Origin of the sequence: Paenibacillus sp. ISL-20 (assembly GCF_018613005.1) — a bacterium.
Taxonomy (GTDB): Bacteria; Bacillota; Bacilli; order Paenibacillales; family Paenibacillaceae; genus Paenibacillus_AQ.
The window spans coordinates 62736-79000 of the sequence record NZ_JAGGRD010000003.1 but is presented as its reverse complement, the minus strand read 5'-3'; the positions used below and the strand labels follow the sequence as shown (position 1 = coordinate 79000).

Below are 16265 nucleotides of genomic sequence, written 5' to 3'. Positions count from 1 at the left end.
GGCATGAAGGAACGCTCTTTTATATCTATAAAAATCATATTGGTGCTGAGTTTGTTCGTATCTTTATTGAGTGGATGCGGAGCGCCGAATATCAAGGATACCTATCCGCTGGAATCCGTCAATCGGGACGGAAATGCAACGTCCTATGTATACCGGGCAGCTGATAAAAGTGTTCCCGATGTTGCAGACGAGCTCACGGCGGCAAATACGCCGGATCAATCGTCCCCTGAGGATACCGAGCGGATGTTTCTGGTGTATGGGGATGAGTATTACCATTTGCAGCAGGACCCCCAGAAGCCAACCGATACGCTGATTGAGATCAATTCCAGGGAGTATGTTCAGCGCAATTATGATTCAAGTTTTCTGCAAGGTTACTTAACGGCAGTTCTGATCGGGAATTTATTTGATTCGATGGGCGGCGGAGGTTACCGGGGGTATACAAGTAAAGATGTGTATAAACCGGCACAAGGTAACTATAAGAAGCCGACAAGCCAGGATAAGAAGATCGCTCCGCCGTTGACGGTGGACCGGAGCGGGAAGATTACTCGGCGCGGTCAAGATTCTGCCGGTACCGGTGGAAGCCTGTTCCGAAGAAATCCGGATACTAGCGGAGACCGCGGCACGATTAAGCGAGGCGAAAGCGGCGGGGGTTTGTTCGATTCGCCGAAGAAATCGTACAAGAAGCCGAAGACCCGAATGGGATCTGGCAAGATCTTCAGAAGGGGACGAAGGTAAGCAAGAAGTTTATAAGCGTATGGTCGGGTGACCATGCGCTTTTTTTGTCTGGGCACCAATACACACGGTTGGTGTCTTCATTCTCTAGAGCCAAAGCGCAAAGATGAGACCTGACGCTCGGCTCAGAATGTAGTACAGTAAGAATGTCAGGTTTCTTTGAGTCAGAAAGTGAGGAATGCGTTGTGAAGGATATTCATTCGATATCGCCTAAGAAACAAAATCATAAATTTGATCGGCGCGCTTTACAGGTAGCGGACGCACAAGCGCTCGCCGCTTCATATGCAGGGCTTGGTCAGGAGGAAATCATTCGGCTGCAGGACAGTGATGGACGTGTGCTTGCTTCCGATGTCATCGCCCCCCACCCGTTTCCGGCTTTTGCACGTTCGGGCATGGACGGTTATGCTGTTCGCTCAGCGGATTTGGTGGCATGCGATCTAGGGGAAAAGGTGTGGCTTGAGGTTGTCGACCAGATCCCGTGCGGATATGTATCTGCAATCCCGATCGAGCAAGGTAAGGCTTCCCGCATCATGACAGGCGCTCAAGTCCCTGAAGGGGCAGACGCTGTCATTATGCTTGAAGCGACGGAGCTTCGAGTGGAAGATGATGGCCTAACCCATGCAGGCTTCAAGCGGTCCATCGAGAAGGGAAAGAATATCACTCCCCTCGGATTCGAGCTTCAGGAAGGTGATTTGATCCTACGCCGTGGAACTCTCATCGGGCCTGGAGAAATTTCAGTTCTGGCTACCTTCGGCATACATCAGGTTGAAGTATACCGTCAGCCGGTGGTAGGAATCTTCTCGACGGGCACCGAACTACTGGACATCACCGAGCCGCTTGAGCCCGGTAAAATCCGAAACAGCAATACCTATATGCTTGCATCGCAAATTCGGGAAGCCGGTGGTGTGCCAGTGATTATGGAGGCGATCCCGGATGATATCGAGCTTGCCCGCCAGAAGGTGGAGGAAGCGCTGCAGGTGTATGATATCGTGGTTACGACAGGCGGCGTTTCAGTAGGCGACTACGATATTATGGGCGAGCTGGTGACATCCGGCGGTCTGGACATGCTGTTTAATAAAGTCACGATGCGTCCCGGAAGTGTTACAACCGCTGCAGTGAAGGATGGTAAACTGCTATTCGCGCTATCGGGTAATCCGGGGGCATGTTATGTGGGCTTTCTGTTGTTTGTCAGACCTGCGATCCGAAAGATGCTTGGCATGGAGCAGTTGTTTTTAACCGAATGGACGGCAGAATTGGGTTCGGATTACTCGAAAGTGAATAACTTTACCCGTTTCGTCCGGGGAAGCCTTGAGGTGTCAAATGGAAAGCTTATAGCGACACCTGCATCCCTTGATGAATCGAGTGTTATGATCACGATCAAAGACAGTGACTGTTTAATTGTGATCCCGCCAGAGCTTCGAGGTGCAGTTAAAGGCCAAACCGTACAAGTTCTCGTTCTGCCAGGAGCCTGGACATGAAGGTTTTCCAGGTATGCGGTTATAAGAACAGCGGTAAAACCACGTTGATAGCCTCCTTGATTCCACTGTTGAAACGGCATGGCATTCGGACAGCCATCATCAAGCATGACGGGCACGGATTCGAAATGGACCACGAAGGGACAGATACGTACAAATTCCGTGAGGCGGGAGCCGAGGGGATTGCCATCGCTTCGCCAGGGCGTACGGCGATGCTGATGGAAACGGAGCTGGAACTTGCGTCGTTGATCCATTTGTACAGCGATTTTGAGCTGGTGCTTGTTGAAGGCTATAAGATGCAGCCTTATCCGAAGCTCGTACTGCTGCGGGGACCGGAGGACATTGGGCTAGTGGATCAAGTTGAGGAGATCAGGGGTATTGTGGTGCGTCCTGGAATGCTAAAGGAACCGTCAGCCCTGCATGAGATACAGCAGCGGTTATCGGTTCCCCTATTTACTTGGAATGACACAGCGCGAATTACGTCGCTGCTGCTGTCATTATAAAGAAGTTGTGGTTAATCATCGGAGCGGCGTTCAATCGCCTCGGACATCGTTTTGTCCGTTAAGTGGGCGTACACTTCGGTTGTCTCGGTGGATGCGTGACCCAGTTGTTCTTTGGTTTTGTAAATATCATTTTGCAGATAATAATCGGTTGCAAACGAATGCCGCAGCTTATGCACGGTGAGGGCTGGTTTGCCAAAACGCTTGGCGTATTTGATGATCATCGCCTGAATTGCCCGCTTGGTCATGCGTTGCCCTTCATTCTGGCCGTTACGCAGTGCAACGAACAGAGCCTTTTCTTTTTTCGGTACCTTGTAACGGGCCTGCCGAAGCTGCAGATAATATTCAAGATCGTCTTTGGCTTGCGCACGGAAGTAGACCGGGGTTTTAAAGGTTTCGTCGTTATTACCTTTACGATAGACATGGAGCATTTTATTGTTCAGGTCGATGTCTGCCAGATTCAAATTGACCACTTCGGATACACGAAGGCCGGAATTTAATATGAGGCTGGCGATACAGGCATCTCTGACTTTATTTTGCTCATGCGCATAGAGCGCCTGTTTGTTCTGCTCCACATCCAGCCCATAACCTTCGTGAATGTAAGTAATGAAGTCCTGAAGCTCTTCTTCTTCCAGTATTTTACCTTTTAACTTGGCAGCCGTATCTTTGGGTTTATGAATTCGCTTAATTTCCACTTTAGCCATGATGTTACGCTTGAGAAGCGGGTAAAAGTCCTCGTCCTCTGCAATCTGGCTTAAATAATGAAACAGGGAGCGCAGCGATGAGAGCTTGCGGGAAACCGTGATTCTGGAGTTGGTCCCTTCCCGGCGCGTAGTCAGATATAATCGATAACTGGTGATGCTGTCCATGCGCAGCGTCTCCAGCTCGAGCAGCGTCACCTCCCGGTTAGAGGTTGCTTGGGACAGCCCCTCCGACCGGAGCCAGTTAAAAAACGTTTCATAATCCCTTACATATTCGAGCAGGGTGGAGGGGGAGAGATCCGGGAGCTTGTAGTCGATAAATTGCTGTACGAACCAAGGCATGTCCGGCGATTTCTCATCGAGTCTTGCACGGTCGATATCTTTTTGTATATTCATGTTCCACCTCGAATAATTGTCTTTATAGCGATGACCTGTGTCATTAATTACTAGTGTAACATATGGAAAGTCTATCGTGCTTGCAGGTGTCAGATCACGGTGCTCACTGATCCGATATTACGCTTGTGTTTCACTATGAGCGGATACTATGATGAAGATATGAAGCGTTAAATGATAGATGATATGCCCAGGGAGGCGGCAGCATGATTTCAGAACGAGCGGAACGCATGGGAATTGAGCTGGTTCCCAAGCGGAAACAAGCCGTTATCGTAAACTTGATGCAATTGTACCTATATGATTTTACCAAGTATCTGGATATTTCAGTAAATGATCAAGGGCTGTTTTTACCCTATCCGGATCTGGAAGAATTCTGGAAAAAACGAGAACGAAAATACCCTTATCTGATTACGTTTGATCAACGGCCAGCCGGGTTTGCCTTGATCGAACGGATGGATGACGCCGCAGAAGCGGACTATTACATGACGGAATTTTTTGTTATGCAAAAATATCGGCGTACGGGATTGGGGACTTGGGCGGCGACCTGGCTGTTCGATCAGTTTCAGGGCCGCTGGAAGGTGACGCAAGTGAGCAGCAATATGCCGGCGCAAGCTTTTTGGCGAAAAGTCATTGAATCTTATACGGGCGGTCGATATGAGGAATATATTGATCCGGTTCGTCACAATCCTTCGCAATATTTTAATTCCTAGTATTAGCCTGTCGAGAGATCTCGACAGGCTCTTTTTTGCTGCTTAAAAGATTGCAAACCATGCCTGCAAATGATGATGTTATTTCAACATATGAAAAATTCATAATAGAGAAATGCCCATCCATATCCTGATCTAGCCGCTGCATTATTTTCATCTGACTTCCTCTATACCTAGCACATTTTCCTGGTTTAAAAAGGGAGGCATGAAACGAAAAAAGTTAACATGGAAAAATTTCCCCCTGCAAAAGATGAATGTCCCCCTTTGAAACCAGTAGGGCTTGGAATAAAATTCTGGTAGACAGCAAGTATTACATAAAGTTCTGAAAAAATACTTAGGGGGATTAGAAATGAAAAGGACTTCCATGTTACTCATGAGTGTCATGTTGTTGCTCTCCATGTTCCTTGCAGCATGCGGTAACAGCAGTGGCACCAACACTCCTGCTGCTGAAGGAGATACTCCGAAGAAGGAAACGCCGCCGGCAGAAGAGAAGAAGGAAGAAGCCGCTCCGGTTTCGCTCCGCGTGTTCTCGACTTTCGGAGGAACTGACGCAGCTCGCGAAGCCTTCCAGGCAGCGTTGGATGAATTCACGAAGGAGCATCCGAACGTGAAGATAGACAACGACACCATGTCAGCAAATGATGACGGTTTCAGAACAAAAGTTAACACCGACATGAACAGCGGCAACGAGCCTGACTTGTTGTTCTACTTCATCGGGGCTGACGCAGAAGGATTCGTCAATGCCGGTAAAGTTGTGCCGTTGAACGAAGTTCTCGACGCTGACGCCGAATGGAAGAACGGCTTCATTCCTGACGCGCTTGAGCTTGCCAAGCAAAAAGACGGTAACATTTACGCTGCACCATTGACCGGTTTCTATGAAGGCTTGTTCGTTAACAAAAAAATCTTCGAAGAAAATGGTCTGGAGCTTCCAACAGACTGGGCGAAATTAACCACAGCTGTGAAAACGTTATCTGCCAAAGGCATTATTCCTTTGTCCGTACCATTTGACCAATCGCACTACCTGATCGAGCATACGATTTTGTCTGCAGCCGGTCCTGAAAGCCAAAGCAAAGGTCTACTTGATGGCATCGATCCAAACTGGGAAAAAGCGTATACGGCTATGAAAGAATTGTATGACCTGGGCGCATTCCCTAAAGATGCAGCAACGATCGACCTGAGCATGTCCGGCAACTACTATAGTGAAGGCCTGGCTGCTATGACCATCGAAGGATCTTGGGCAGTTGGCGGTTGGAGCGATGATACTCGTGACAACTCTACAGTTCTGCCATTCCCTACGGTTCCTGGTGGCGCTGGTAGCGGTAATGATATCGTAGGCGGTTTCGGTTCCGGTTTCTACCTCTCCAAAGCCACTTATGATGATGCAGCCAAAAAAGAAGCGGCAATCGCTTTGCTGAAACACCTGACTTCCCCGGCATCTATTCAAAAAATCGCTTCAGCTAACGGTGGTACACCAGCTGCTGACGTTGAAGTGACTGGATTGCCGCAAGTAGCTCTTGACGGATTCGCTATGGCAGCTAAAGCAGCTACCATCGTTGCACCAGTTGACAGTAAAGTTTCGCAAGAAACGTTCGGTAATCTTCGTGCTAACGTGCAGCCTGTAGTGGAAGGTAAGAAGACTCCTACTCAAGCGATCGAAGAAGCGAAGAAAACCGAGGATGCCAACAAAAAATAGTTTTCATCAGAAACGGTAGAATTAAAAGTGACGTTACGCCGCCCCTCTGCTTTCATTTGGGCGGCGTAGTCATTTCGGCAAGGACATATGAAGAAAAATAAACATCAAGGGTGATTAATATGAAGGGTGATCGCAAGTACATTGTGATGTTTTTATTACCCGCAGCAGCCATCATGACAATCTTTCTATATTATCCGTTCTTCAAGAGTTTGTATCTTAGCTTTTATCGCACAAGCGGCTTTTTCGACAAAAAGTTTGTGGGATGGGCTAACTATGAGAGACTCGTTACGGATAAACTGCTCGGCGCTGCAACGTTGCACACGTTGGAAATCATGCTCTATGTTATCGTGTTTCAGGTTGGGATCGCACTTGTGTTGGCCGTCCTGGTAGATAACATTTCCAAGCTCAAAGGGTTTTATCGAACGGTCTTTTTCTTCCCGGTTGTCATATCCGGTACTGCCATTTCCTTATTATTTGTATTGTTCTACAATTACAACTTCGGTTTGCTGAACAATTTGCTGGCGAATTTCAACATTGAGAAGATTTTGTGGCTGGATGCGAAGAATGCGCTTAAGGCAGTATCGATTCCAACGGTATGGCATTATGTGGGCTTTTATTTCGTCCTGTTCTTGACTGCCATGTCCAAAATACCAGCGGATTATTATGAGGCTGCAAAATTGGAAGGAATCACCGGGTTCAAGAAAACAACAATGCTTACAATTCCGCTCATCATGAGTGACATTAAGGTTGTTATCACCCTTGCCATTACGGGAACGTTGAAGGTGTTCGAGTTCATTTGGGTCATTACAAGCGGCCAGAATGGAACGGAAGTACTGGGAACGTATATGTACAAAAAGGCCCTGGTGGATCAGAACTTTGGTTACGGATCGGCGGTTGCTATATACATGGTGATCTTTGGCGTACTGCTTGCGTTGATTGCCAACCGTTTGATGAAAAGAGACGAGATTACATACTAAGCATTATAGGGGTGTACTGTTATGGAGCCAACCATCGTCGTTGAACACAAAACTCAGCGCGTTAGGAAAAGTCGGTTTAGTTTAGGCACCACGTTGATGTACGTGATTTTGACAGCGTGGTCCTTAACAACCATCTATCCGTTATTCTGGATCGTGAATAACTCGTTCAAGGTTTCTCGCGATGTGATGAATAATTCCTTTGGCATCGCATGGGAACCGGTGTTTGTTAACTATCAGAACGCATTTGACCGTATCAATATCGGAAGAAGTTATATCAATAGCTTGGTGATGTCCTTCAGTACCGTATTGTTGGTGTTACTGCTCGGAGGACTAGCCGCTTATGTGCTGTCCAGATTCAACTTTAAAGGCAAGCGCACGATTTATTCCATTCTATATGCGACACTTTTGATCCCGGCGTTTGCGACCGTAGTTCCGGTATATGAGCTTCTTATCAAAACCAGCCTGGTCAATACATACTGGGGCCTGATCTTCCCGCAAACGGCAGGCAATCTGACGTTTGCGACCTTGGTTATTGCCGGTTATATGGCAACGATACCGAAAGAGCTTGAAGAAGCTTCCTTTATGGACGGATGCAACCGATGGCAGATGTTTGTTAAGATATTCGTTCCGATCTCGCAGCCTGTATTTGCATCGACAAGTATCTTTGTATTTATGTGGTCGTACAATGACTTGTTCTCAGCGTTGATCTTTGTAAACAAAGAGAATGTCCGTCCGATCGTTGCATTGCTTAATGAGATCAGTTCCCAATACGGAACAGACTTTGGCCTGATGGCTACGGCAGTATCGTTGACCGTTATTCCGGTACTGATTGTGTACCTGTTTATCTCAAAGTATATTCAGAAAGGTTTGACCGAAGGAGCCGTCAAGGGTTAAGGAGACAGCGAATTCAACGAGTAGGCAAGTCAAGAGGGGACGCCTTCGTCACCTGTTTGACTTGCCTATTCGTTGTTATATTCCGTTTAGTGTTTTAATCTGAAGCAGAGTCAAATCAGCATTTTAAGCAGTGGGTCACATGCTCCTTATTGGTGTTTTGCTGAGTTTCACGAACTTTGGGTTCGATCATTTGGCCTTGATTTTGTTTGGACTGTTCCATCCTACTTCCTCCTTGAGTGTTGGTTTCGAATATAGTGTAGACCTTGACATTAATGTCAAGGTCAATCGTTTTTTTAAATCATAAAAAATCAGGTGAGCATTTCAATATATGAAAAATTCACAACAATGAAGAAACACGCTCCCTACCTCTCAAGCAAGCTGTTTTTGGTTGCACCCGTACCTAGTTACGACGAAAAGGATAAAATCAATCATCATACTAACCAAAAGAAAGTTATTGACAAAATATTAGCTTCGTGTTAATTTGTATATACAAATGAGAGGTGACTGGTTATGAACATCGATGATTCCATACTAAGCTCATGCTTGTTTTTTACATCGAATCGGTTTGCTCGTTCGATGACCAAGATGGCGGAGGAAGCCTTTGCCAAAGCTGGTTTATCGCCAACATATTCCTATGTTCTGGTGGTAATCCATCAATATCCCGGCATCACGCAGAAAGAGCTAAGCGATAAGTTATCGATTGCTCCATCCACAAGCACCCGGTTCATTGATAAGCTGGAGGAGAAGCAGTTGGTACTGCGCCAATCCGAATGGAAAGAAACGCATATTTTTTTAACGGATGAAGGGAAGTTGTTATATCAGGAGCTGAACCAATATTTTGAACAGCTGTATGGACAGTATGTTTCCCTCTTGGGGAAGGAACATAGCGAACAATTAACTAAACTTCTCCATGAATCCAGTGAAATATTGAAAAAGGGAATATAAAGCCTCTTTTTCACCCCTCATTTGTATATACATTTGATAAAGGAGAGATTCATCATGAAGATTGGTATTATCGGTGCAACAGGGAAAGCGGGAAGTCTGATTCTCAAGGAAGCACAAGCACGCGGTCATGAAGTAACGGCAATTGTACGTAATGCATCCAAGGTCTCCGATTCCAGTGTTAACATTTTGGAGAAGAACGTGCTGGATTTGACTAATGCCGATCTTCAAGGCTTCGATGTTGTCGTGAATGCCTTTGCGGCGGCGCCCGGGCAGGAAACTCAATATGTGGAAGTAGGCCGAGTATTGATAGAAGCTCTGAAAGGCACGAATACCAGACTGTTTGTGATGGGTGGTGCCGGAAGCTTGTTTGTTGATGAAGCCAAAACCTTGCGACTCTTGGAAACTCCTGATTTTCCTAAGGAATATTATCCGACGGCATTCCACGCCGGTGAGAATTTGAAAGACCTGGAGCAAACTTCTGATGTCAAATGGACATTTCTTAGTCCGGCAGCCTTCTTTAATCCGAAAGGTCAACGCACTGGCAGCTATCAGGAAGGCAAGGACCATGTCATTGTTAATTCGAGCGGTCAAAGCTATGTCAGCTACGCGGATTATGCGATTGCGGTAATGGATGAACTTGAACAGCCGAAGCATATTAATGAGCGTTATACGGTAGTATCCGAGGCTTAATTAGCATTGCAACGACCATCATATAGATCCTTGAACAAGCTGATTTCATGATGAAATCAGCTTGTTTACATGCAGGAAATCGGCCTTATCAAGTGAATAATACATCATATGAAAAATTCACAATAACAGAAAACTTCAATTTATCTAGCTAACTTCGATCTAATGCACCCCAACCTCCTGTATAGTCCCTACACAAAAGTGAAAATGGTGGGGAGAGGATCAGTCATATACTGGAAAATGTTCTTCATTCCGTTAAAATGTATAAGTTATGCGCATGGTTGCATTATCCAGTGACCTGCATACAACATCCGTTGTACGCAGGCTGATCCGGAGTGAATTGACAGTATAAACCGTTTTTGGATTGTGACAAACGTCGCAAGATATAGGAGTTCATAAGAAACGAATATTGATATCACGAAATCGGCCAGTAGACATTTTTGGCATCTTAATTTGAAGTGTAGACTGTTTATAGGTCGCAATGCTTTGTGCAGGAAGAATGGGGACGGGTAAGACGATGGTCTGGCTTTGATCTTTTGGCAAACCTTGGATTTTAATTTGTGTCCGATTTAACTTAATCCATAAGTTTTCCGGATGGACACGTTTGGGTACATAACATTTTACAACCAGAAAGTTATGGGTATCAAAAGTTTCATATCGAAGTGTATTAGGGTTAGGCAGCATTTCATTTCCGGCGGTTGCTTGTCTGATCGTATCCTTTACATAATCTTCAATTACGCTTGGATCCAGCTGGAAATCCTCATTGAGATCATTAAGATCTTTGAATGGAAACGAATTATTGTTGAAAAAAGAGTCCTTTGACAACCAGTCAGGCCGTTTGGATCTTGAGTTCACTCTATATCCCTCCCTCGTTCTGTAAATTCATTATATGGGCGAAAGAATGTTATAGTGACATCTGGGCTTTCAACCACATAGAATAAATCCAAGCGTATGATTTTGGAATGAAGAGGTGGAATTGTGGTTTCGATTATCGGCAATATGAAGATTGTAAACGTGGGCCCCAGTTCTACGGTCTTGGTTGGAAATACAGGCGTCATTGATTTAAACAGTACCTCAAAAGCTTATTCCGGCGCCAACTCGTTCACCACTGGCGATAGTATTGGTACGAATATTACAAACAACCAGGCCAGCAGCACGAATACATTCGATCCGGACTTGATCGATTCACCTAATGCTTAATTAAGGTTGTGATCCACTGTGAATCTAACAGTACATCAATGTATTAATATACAGCAGCTTCGGGTGGGAGCGGTGACTAATTCTTCGGTGCTGCAGATTGGAACCGCCGGAGAGATCCGGGCATTATCCAATATATATAACACAGGTGGGTTTACAGGCCCTGCACCGGAATTCGAGCCTCAGAATAATAGCAATAACCCCTTGGTCCCATTACCTGCGCCAACTGAAGGACTGTACAGGCAAGAATGAGGTGAATCACCTGTGCATAGATTGTATAAGGAGCAGGGGAGGCGGTTCCATGTATGATTATTATATACAGCAATTGTTCTATATTCTTCAAACCCAGTCAGAGCAGCTGAGTAGAATGGAACAGATGCTGAAGGAAATGCGCAGTCAAATAGATCAATTAAAACCGGGAAGCGAGAAAACGATAGATCGGGTGCAATATAATTTTGATTTATTGAAGATTGAAAAATTGGAAGGCACCTTAAATATTGGATTGATGCCTAAGGCTGGGCAATCCCTGGACGATATTACCGTGAATGGTCAGCCGTTAGAACAGTCTCAGACGGGATATACAGGCGGCGAACTACACTCGAACATATATCAGAATGTATCACGTTATCTAGAAGATATCGTACCTAAGCAGATCGAGCGCATGCTTCCCGAATCCAAGCTTGTAGTTGGTGATGAATATGCTGGGGTTATTATTGAAGATATTCGTAAACAACTCGGAGACCGTATAACGGTTTATCTGAAGCAATATCAAACGAATAGGGAAAATATGAACCCGCAAGATGTTGAGCAATCGATCGTCAAACAAGTGAAGAGTGAGATCGTTACGGCAGTCGAGCAGCACCTTCTTAATTTGCAACGAGGGAAGTGGAATTCAAATGAAAATGACAGTCGTCAATAAAGAGCTTCAGGTTGGTTCGATCCGCATTACAGCGATCTCAAGTTCATCGGTACTGTTGATTGGAGATACCCATATCATGAATTGCTCCTCCATGTATGATACGCCTTCCGAATCACTGCAAACCACCCCACTTGTTCCGTTATCTCCGGGTGCCGCATCATGAAGCGTCATTCACACGTTGATCACATGTATATCATCAATATTTCCAATAGCTCCGTATTTGTATGCGGTGAGTCGGGACATATCGATGCCGATACGCGTGCATTGGCGGTTCAGCGGCAGGTGCCGGTGTTTTTTGAAGATGAGGGACAATATGAGGATTACCCGATATTTTCTAGGTCCATACCCACATGGCCGCCGCACTCAGACGTAGAACTAAATATTATACAAGATTATAAAAAGATTCATGTGGGATGCGTCGATATTATAGCCACTGCATCTGCATCGGTTGTACAGGTGGGTCCGAACGATACTATGGATTTGGAATCCAGGGTGAAGGCGATCAGACATTTTATTACGGATGCGCCCGAGTATTTAAAGGATTATAAGGGAGTTATCGTCAAAAAGAATTTCGTGAAGAAGGACTAATCTCAGTTAGTTCGAAAGCTTGCTACCCTGACGATTCCCTGGATTGGTAGGAGATATGTGCAGAACAGGAGGAGCGCCATACGCTCCTCCTGTTTCTATGTGATCTACGGATTATTCTCCTTGCTGATGGGCAGCTTCGTCTTTGATCTCTTCTCGGAAGCCGGAAATACTCTTTTCGCGACGAGCATTACGATCTTGAATCTGTTCTTTCTCACTTGCCGGAATCTCATCCCCGAACTCCTCGAGATAATCTTCGGCTTCACGGTAGTTCTCAATCGTGTTCTGGACGGCCTGCTGCAAATGTTCTACATTGTCTTCGCGATTATCGGGTTTAGCCATGAGTTGTCACCTCCTTAAATTCAACTGCCTTGCTAAAATTTCACACCTCAAGAGTTTTCCATAATAAAAACATCCTTATGCATACGAGGCTGACACTATCAAAAAAGCTACAGTATTGTAAATATTGCAAGTCACTTCTTTACATATCCGTTGGACGGAATATGTTATAATGTCGAAAAAGCAGACTTGCAGCATGATATCGAAATAAGAGGAGGAAGAATTCTTGAAATCAAGTCGTTTTATATTCTGGCTCAGTATGCTAATGATGATGGCATTGATGTTAGCAGCCTGTACCTCAGAACCGATAAAACAACAGCAAACTTCTACAGTAGAAGACCCTCCTGAATCGGTTGAAGAAGAAGGTCAGACCATTACACTAGTTACGCCGGATACGGCGATGAAAGCGCCCGAGGAAAAAAGTAAATATCAGATACATACACGGTTGACGGATTTCCAACTCTTAAATGAGTCAACAGGGATTGCTTGGGGGATAACGAACACGGAGCTGCGCCTTTACCAGACCCAGGATTATGGTGAAACGTGGGTTGATATCTCTCCATCCCCCAATGTACAGTTCGTTGATAAACTGGAGTATGGGAAAGACATCGTGTTCACGGATAAGAAACATGGCTGGATTATACGCAACAAGCAGAGATCAGCTGAAACGATTCTGCTCAATACGACGGATGGGGGAGATACCTGGAAGCTTTCATCGCTGCCGGAGACAGGTATCGTCACGGCCATGTCCTTCGTTTCATCTCAGCAGGGATGGATTATGGCGAAGGGAGATCTTTCCCGGGGCTCTGAGGAGAAGTCGCTATTTCGAACCAGCAATAATGGCGGATTATGGGAAGAGGTTATGCAGAATACAGAGTATCCTACATCTCGTGTTCCCGGCAGCGTGATTCCACGAACAGGGTCCATTATCGGCTTAACTTTCACGGATTCGCTTGTCGGATTTGCGACCATTCGTGAAATGCAATCCTCCAAATTGTATATTACCCGTGATGGAGGTCAGAGGTGGAAGTCCTCCGGACAGATATTCAAGAGCAAACTGCTGGATCAGTGCGGTTCGGTCTTTGCCGGCGCCCCCAAGTTTCTGGGCAGAGGCAGTAGTGGAAGTGAGGTTTATATACCGATTACCTGCGTCAAGGAGGAACAGGCGAGCTATTTGGGTTACTTTACTGCCGACACGGGGAAATCATGGAATCTGGTGTCATTCCCCATTGCGGGTGATACCGGTCAGGGGTCTATTCAGCCTGTTTTCCGGCGGCTTCATGATGGGTGGAGAATGGTGAACGGTATTGTTTATCATACGAATGATATGGGCAAGACCTGGAAGCCATTTCCAAGGAGTAAGCTGCTGAACGATAATCTTGCCAAATATCCGAACGTGGTAAAACTGCAGTTTACATCTTCTGATGTCGGTTGGATGCTGATTGAAACATCGGACAAGAATCGATCGCGTCTGATGAAGAGCAGTGACGGCGGGGCAACCTGGCAGGGTCTATAGTTTTCGACGAGAATATATGATCTGAATATGCCGATAAAAAAAGCAGATTGAAAAAGCTTTATCGAATGTGACCATCAGTTCGGATAAAGCTTCTTTTCGGTATATATTGTGAAATTAATCACAAACAATAACCTCCATGTATGCTACTATAAAGGTGTAATCAGATACTCTAAATTGTTTAGAAGGGGACGATCCTCATGCATACCGATCAAATGACGATAAATTTCCTCCGCCTTTGCTACCATTGTGATGATGCTTGTTTATGCGACACCGAGGAGCAGTGTCTGGCCTGCTGGAATGAGCAGGGAATGACACCGGAGGAGCATGAAATGACAGGACAAGAAGAAACGATGAAATGGATGAGATTGGCTTACGATTGAATGGAAATGAAGACAATGAAGACAATAAAGAGAATGAATGAAACAGGACGTTCTAGTCCCGGGAAGAAGCTGATGACTGGTAAAATGCAGACATCAGCTTTTTTGGTGCTCCCAGAAAGGGACAAGTTCTTTAAAATTTCAATCAAACTTTCCATAAGGTATGAGTTAAATTGTCCGAATTAAAGCATATACATATTTCAAGACAAGGTGGAGGGGGGAGCCGTATGGGATCGGGGTCAGTGTGGATGTTCGATTTTTTCGGCAGCGTTATGCCCGTGTTTTTCATCGTCGTCATCGGGATCATTTTGCTGTCGGCCGGTAAGGGAATCTTGCAATGGAGTCAGAATAACCGACAGCCTTTGCTATCGGTCGATTCCAAGATAGTGAGCAAGCGAACGGAAGTGAAACACACGCAGCAGACAGATGATACGATGTCGAGCCGTACTCGTACCACCTATTATCTGACATTTGAAGTGGAAAGCGGAGACCGTATGGAGTTTGTTGTGAATGGGGAGGAATTCGGCATGTGCGCAGAAGGAGACGAGGGGCTGCTGCGTTTTCAGGGAACCCGGTATTATGGGTTCGTTAGGCATCCCAGAGCGCATCTTAGCGTGGTTCGAGGTTATGACCATCCCAAATAAGAGACGAGTTTGATTTTTATATGCGCCTTCTCTTGTGGTATATATGAAGGAGAAGGAGGGACAGCATATGAAATTTCAGGATAAAACGGTTGTGATCACGGGCTCTGCCAATGGGATTGGCCGCGGATTGGCTGAGGCTTACGCTCTAAGCGGAGCTCGAGTGATATTAAGCGATGTTCATGAAGAGCAGGGCAACCTGGCGGCAAACATCTTGAAGGAACAAGGATTGAACGCTATCTTCGTCCCTTGTGATGTAAGGAAGGAAGAAGATATTAACCGCCTGATGAACCAAGCCGTCCAATATGCAGGCACCATCGATATTTTGATTAATAATGCCGGAGTTTCCCGTTGGAAATCGCCATATGAGCTTACGGTTGAAGACTGGGATGATGTGATCAACACGAATGCCCGAAGCTGTTTTTTGGCTACGCGTGAAGCGGCGGTACATATGAAAAAGGCTGGAAGTGGCGGGGCTATCGTCAATATGTCATCCACGCGTTCGATTATGTCCGAGCCAAATTCGGAGGCTTATGCAGCTTCCAAAGGAGCTATTGTCGCGTTGAGCCATGCCATGGCCGTCAGCCTGGGACCTGATGGGATTCGGGTGAATTGTATAAGTCCTGGCTGGATTGAAACAGGAAATTACGATGAGCTCCGTTCAGTTGACCATAAACAGCACCCAGCCGGGCGGGTAGGGACCCCAGCTGATATCGCCAAAGCCTGCTTCTATTTTACCGATCCGGACAATGATTTCGTGACGGGGGCCCATCTGGTTGTGGATGGCGGCATGACCCGCAAAATGATATATGCGCCTTAGTTCTTCTGAATATGAAGAGCGTCTTCCTATGGAAGGCGCTCTTTTTCTTGATGGTCATGGGGCCGGTGTCTACCATATGATACAAATTCGTGATGCATTAACACTTTTGAAGAAAACCTGTTCATGATAAATAAAAACAGTATGATGTAATTAATGTAAGTACGATA

General features: G+C 45.7%; 21 protein-coding genes. 18 read left to right on the top strand and 3 right to left on the bottom strand.

The genetic code is table 11. The annotated features are described in order from the left end of the window. Positions 1–3 precede the first annotated feature (3 nt). The 3 genes from J7E85_RS03235 (at position 4) to mobB (ending at position 2710) form a co-directional block, all read left to right on the top strand. Positions 4–735, top strand: coding sequence for a DUF4247 domain-containing protein (locus J7E85_RS03235; RefSeq protein ID WP_215154932.1), 732 nt, complete (start codon positions 4–6; stop codon positions 733–735). 182 nt (positions 736–917) lie between these two features. Then, complete coding sequence (locus J7E85_RS03230; protein ID WP_353049455.1) at positions 918–2210, top strand: molybdopterin molybdotransferase MoeA; 1293 nt, start codon at positions 918–920, stop codon at positions 2208–2210. After that, the gene (mobB, locus tag J7E85_RS03225; RefSeq protein ID WP_215154928.1) at positions 2207–2710 is read left to right on the top strand and encodes a molybdopterin-guanine dinucleotide biosynthesis protein B; all 504 of its coding nucleotides are present in this window, start codon (positions 2207–2209) and stop codon (positions 2708–2710) included. Before J7E85_RS03230 ends, mobB begins: the two co-directional genes overlap by 4 nt. Positions 2711–2721: 11 nt before the next feature. Here mobB and xerS read toward each other — a convergent pair whose 3' ends face one another. Next, positions 2722–3804, bottom strand: a complete 1083-nt coding sequence (gene xerS / locus J7E85_RS03220) for a tyrosine recombinase XerS (protein WP_076321203.1) — start codon at positions 3802–3804, stop codon at positions 2722–2724. Between the two features lie 203 nt (positions 3805–4007). Between xerS and J7E85_RS03215 the strand changes: the two genes are divergently transcribed. From J7E85_RS03215 to J7E85_RS03190, 6 genes are all read left to right on the top strand, one after another. Then, positions 4008–4511: a GNAT family N-acetyltransferase gene (locus tag J7E85_RS03215; RefSeq protein ID WP_215154927.1), complete on the top strand. Its 504-nt coding sequence runs from the start codon at positions 4008–4010 to the stop codon at positions 4509–4511. A gap of 346 nt (positions 4512–4857) precedes the next feature. Next, positions 4858–6201 carry an ABC transporter substrate-binding protein gene (locus J7E85_RS03210; protein WP_215154925.1) on the top strand — a complete coding sequence of 448 codons (1344 nt, stop codon included), beginning with the start codon at positions 4858–4860 and terminating at the stop codon, positions 6199–6201. A gap of 119 nt (positions 6202–6320) precedes the next feature. Next, on the top strand, positions 6321–7178 hold the full coding sequence (locus J7E85_RS03205) for a carbohydrate ABC transporter permease (protein ID WP_215154923.1): 858 nt from the start codon (positions 6321–6323) through the stop codon (positions 7176–7178). A gap of 21 nt (positions 7179–7199) precedes the next feature. After that, a complete protein-coding gene (locus tag J7E85_RS03200) occupies positions 7200–8072 on the top strand; it encodes a carbohydrate ABC transporter permease (RefSeq protein WP_076321208.1) in 873 nt (290 codons plus the stop codon). A 510-nt stretch (positions 8073–8582) separates the two neighbouring features. Next, positions 8583–9017: a MarR family winged helix-turn-helix transcriptional regulator gene (locus J7E85_RS03195; protein WP_076321209.1), complete on the top strand. Its 435-nt coding sequence runs from the start codon at positions 8583–8585 to the stop codon at positions 9015–9017. A 54-nt stretch (positions 9018–9071) separates the two neighbouring features. Further along, the gene (locus J7E85_RS03190) at positions 9072–9707 is read left to right on the top strand and encodes an NAD(P)-dependent oxidoreductase (protein ID WP_215154921.1); all 636 of its coding nucleotides are present in this window, start codon (positions 9072–9074) and stop codon (positions 9705–9707) included. Between the two features lie 390 nt (positions 9708–10097). Here the strand turns inward: J7E85_RS03190 and J7E85_RS03185 are convergent, their stop codons facing one another. Further along, entirely contained in the window at positions 10098–10559 is a 462-nt protein-coding gene (locus J7E85_RS03185; protein WP_215154919.1) for an Hsp20/alpha crystallin family protein, read from the bottom strand. Between the two features lie 123 nt (positions 10560–10682). Here J7E85_RS03185 and J7E85_RS03180 point away from each other — a divergent pair, with 123 nt between their 5' ends. The 5 genes from J7E85_RS03180 to J7E85_RS03160 are packed head-to-tail and all read left to right on the top strand — an operon-like array spanning position 10683 to position 12408. Beyond that, positions 10683–10904 (top strand): spore germination protein, encoded by a 222-nt coding sequence (locus J7E85_RS03180; protein ID WP_076321212.1) that lies wholly within the window; start codon positions 10683–10685, stop codon positions 10902–10904. An 18-nt stretch (positions 10905–10922) separates the two neighbouring features. Next, on the top strand, positions 10923–11153 hold the full coding sequence (locus J7E85_RS03175) for a spore germination protein GerPB (protein WP_215154917.1): 231 nt from the start codon (positions 10923–10925) through the stop codon (positions 11151–11153). A gap of 49 nt (positions 11154–11202) precedes the next feature. After that, positions 11203–11820, top strand: coding sequence for a spore germination protein GerPC (gene gerPC, locus J7E85_RS03170; protein ID WP_215154915.1), 618 nt, complete (start codon positions 11203–11205; stop codon positions 11818–11820). Beyond that, entirely contained in the window at positions 11798–11983 is a 186-nt protein-coding gene (locus tag J7E85_RS03165; protein ID WP_215154913.1) for a spore gernimation protein GerPD, read from the top strand. The genes gerPC and J7E85_RS03165 overlap by 23 nt, the downstream gene beginning before the upstream one ends. Further along, entirely contained in the window at positions 11980–12408 is a 429-nt protein-coding gene (locus tag J7E85_RS03160) for a spore germination protein GerPE (protein ID WP_098743334.1), read from the top strand. Before J7E85_RS03165 ends, J7E85_RS03160 begins: the two co-directional genes overlap by 4 nt. A gap of 111 nt (positions 12409–12519) precedes the next feature. Here the strand turns inward: J7E85_RS03160 and tlp are convergent, their stop codons facing one another. Continuing rightward, complete coding sequence (gene tlp, locus J7E85_RS03155; RefSeq protein ID WP_071218157.1) at positions 12520–12747, bottom strand: small acid-soluble spore protein Tlp; 228 nt, start codon at positions 12745–12747, stop codon at positions 12520–12522. 223 nt (positions 12748–12970) lie between these two features. Between tlp and J7E85_RS03150 the strand changes: the two genes are divergently transcribed. The 4 genes from J7E85_RS03150 (at position 12971) to J7E85_RS03135 (ending at position 16098) form a co-directional block, all read left to right on the top strand. Continuing rightward, complete coding sequence (locus J7E85_RS03150; protein ID WP_215154911.1) at positions 12971–14260, top strand: YCF48-related protein; 1290 nt, start codon at positions 12971–12973, stop codon at positions 14258–14260. A gap of 197 nt (positions 14261–14457) precedes the next feature. Continuing rightward, complete coding sequence (locus tag J7E85_RS03145; RefSeq protein ID WP_215154909.1) at positions 14458–14640, top strand: hypothetical protein; 183 nt, start codon at positions 14458–14460, stop codon at positions 14638–14640. A gap of 224 nt (positions 14641–14864) precedes the next feature. Beyond that, positions 14865–15281, top strand: a complete 417-nt coding sequence (locus J7E85_RS03140) for a DUF2500 domain-containing protein (RefSeq protein WP_076321219.1) — start codon at positions 14865–14867, stop codon at positions 15279–15281. Between the two features lie 67 nt (positions 15282–15348). Then, a complete protein-coding gene (locus J7E85_RS03135) occupies positions 15349–16098 on the top strand; it encodes an SDR family NAD(P)-dependent oxidoreductase (protein ID WP_215154907.1) in 750 nt (249 codons plus the stop codon). The last annotated feature ends 167 nt before the right edge of the window (positions 16099–16265 follow it).

What these genes read in the sequence shown, in the direction of transcription:
- J7E85_RS03235 (WP_215154932.1), top strand. Translation starts at nt 4, where the DNA reads ATGAAGGAACGCTCTTTTATATCTATAAAAATCATATTGGTGCTGAGT.
- mobB (WP_215154928.1), top strand. Translation starts at nt 2,207, where the DNA reads ATGAAGGTTTTCCAGGTATGCGGTTATAAGAACAGCGGTAAAACCACG.
- xerS (WP_076321203.1), bottom strand. Translation starts at nt 3,804, where the DNA reads ATGAATATACAAAAAGATATCGACCGTGCAAGACTCGATGAGAAATCG.
- J7E85_RS03215 (WP_215154927.1), top strand. Translation starts at nt 4,008, where the DNA reads ATGATTTCAGAACGAGCGGAACGCATGGGAATTGAGCTGGTTCCCAAG.
- J7E85_RS03210 (WP_215154925.1), top strand. Translation starts at nt 4,858, where the DNA reads ATGAAAAGGACTTCCATGTTACTCATGAGTGTCATGTTGTTGCTCTCC.
- J7E85_RS03205 (WP_215154923.1), top strand. Translation starts at nt 6,321, where the DNA reads ATGAAGGGTGATCGCAAGTACATTGTGATGTTTTTATTACCCGCAGCA.
- J7E85_RS03200 (WP_076321208.1), top strand. Translation starts at nt 7,200, where the DNA reads ATGGAGCCAACCATCGTCGTTGAACACAAAACTCAGCGCGTTAGGAAA.
- J7E85_RS03195 (WP_076321209.1), top strand. Translation starts at nt 8,583, where the DNA reads ATGAACATCGATGATTCCATACTAAGCTCATGCTTGTTTTTTACATCG.
- J7E85_RS03190 (WP_215154921.1), top strand. Translation starts at nt 9,072, where the DNA reads ATGAAGATTGGTATTATCGGTGCAACAGGGAAAGCGGGAAGTCTGATT.
- gerPC (WP_215154915.1), top strand. Translation starts at nt 11,203, where the DNA reads ATGTATGATTATTATATACAGCAATTGTTCTATATTCTTCAAACCCAG.
- J7E85_RS03165 (WP_215154913.1), top strand. Translation starts at nt 11,798, where the DNA reads ATGAAAATGACAGTCGTCAATAAAGAGCTTCAGGTTGGTTCGATCCGC.
- J7E85_RS03160 (WP_098743334.1), top strand. Translation starts at nt 11,980, where the DNA reads ATGAAGCGTCATTCACACGTTGATCACATGTATATCATCAATATTTCC.
- tlp (WP_071218157.1), bottom strand. Translation starts at nt 12,747, where the DNA reads ATGGCTAAACCCGATAATCGCGAAGACAATGTAGAACATTTGCAGCAG.
- J7E85_RS03145 (WP_215154909.1), top strand. Translation starts at nt 14,458, where the DNA reads ATGCATACCGATCAAATGACGATAAATTTCCTCCGCCTTTGCTACCAT.
- J7E85_RS03140 (WP_076321219.1), top strand. Translation starts at nt 14,865, where the DNA reads ATGGGATCGGGGTCAGTGTGGATGTTCGATTTTTTCGGCAGCGTTATG.
- J7E85_RS03135 (WP_215154907.1), top strand. Translation starts at nt 15,349, where the DNA reads ATGAAATTTCAGGATAAAACGGTTGTGATCACGGGCTCTGCCAATGGG.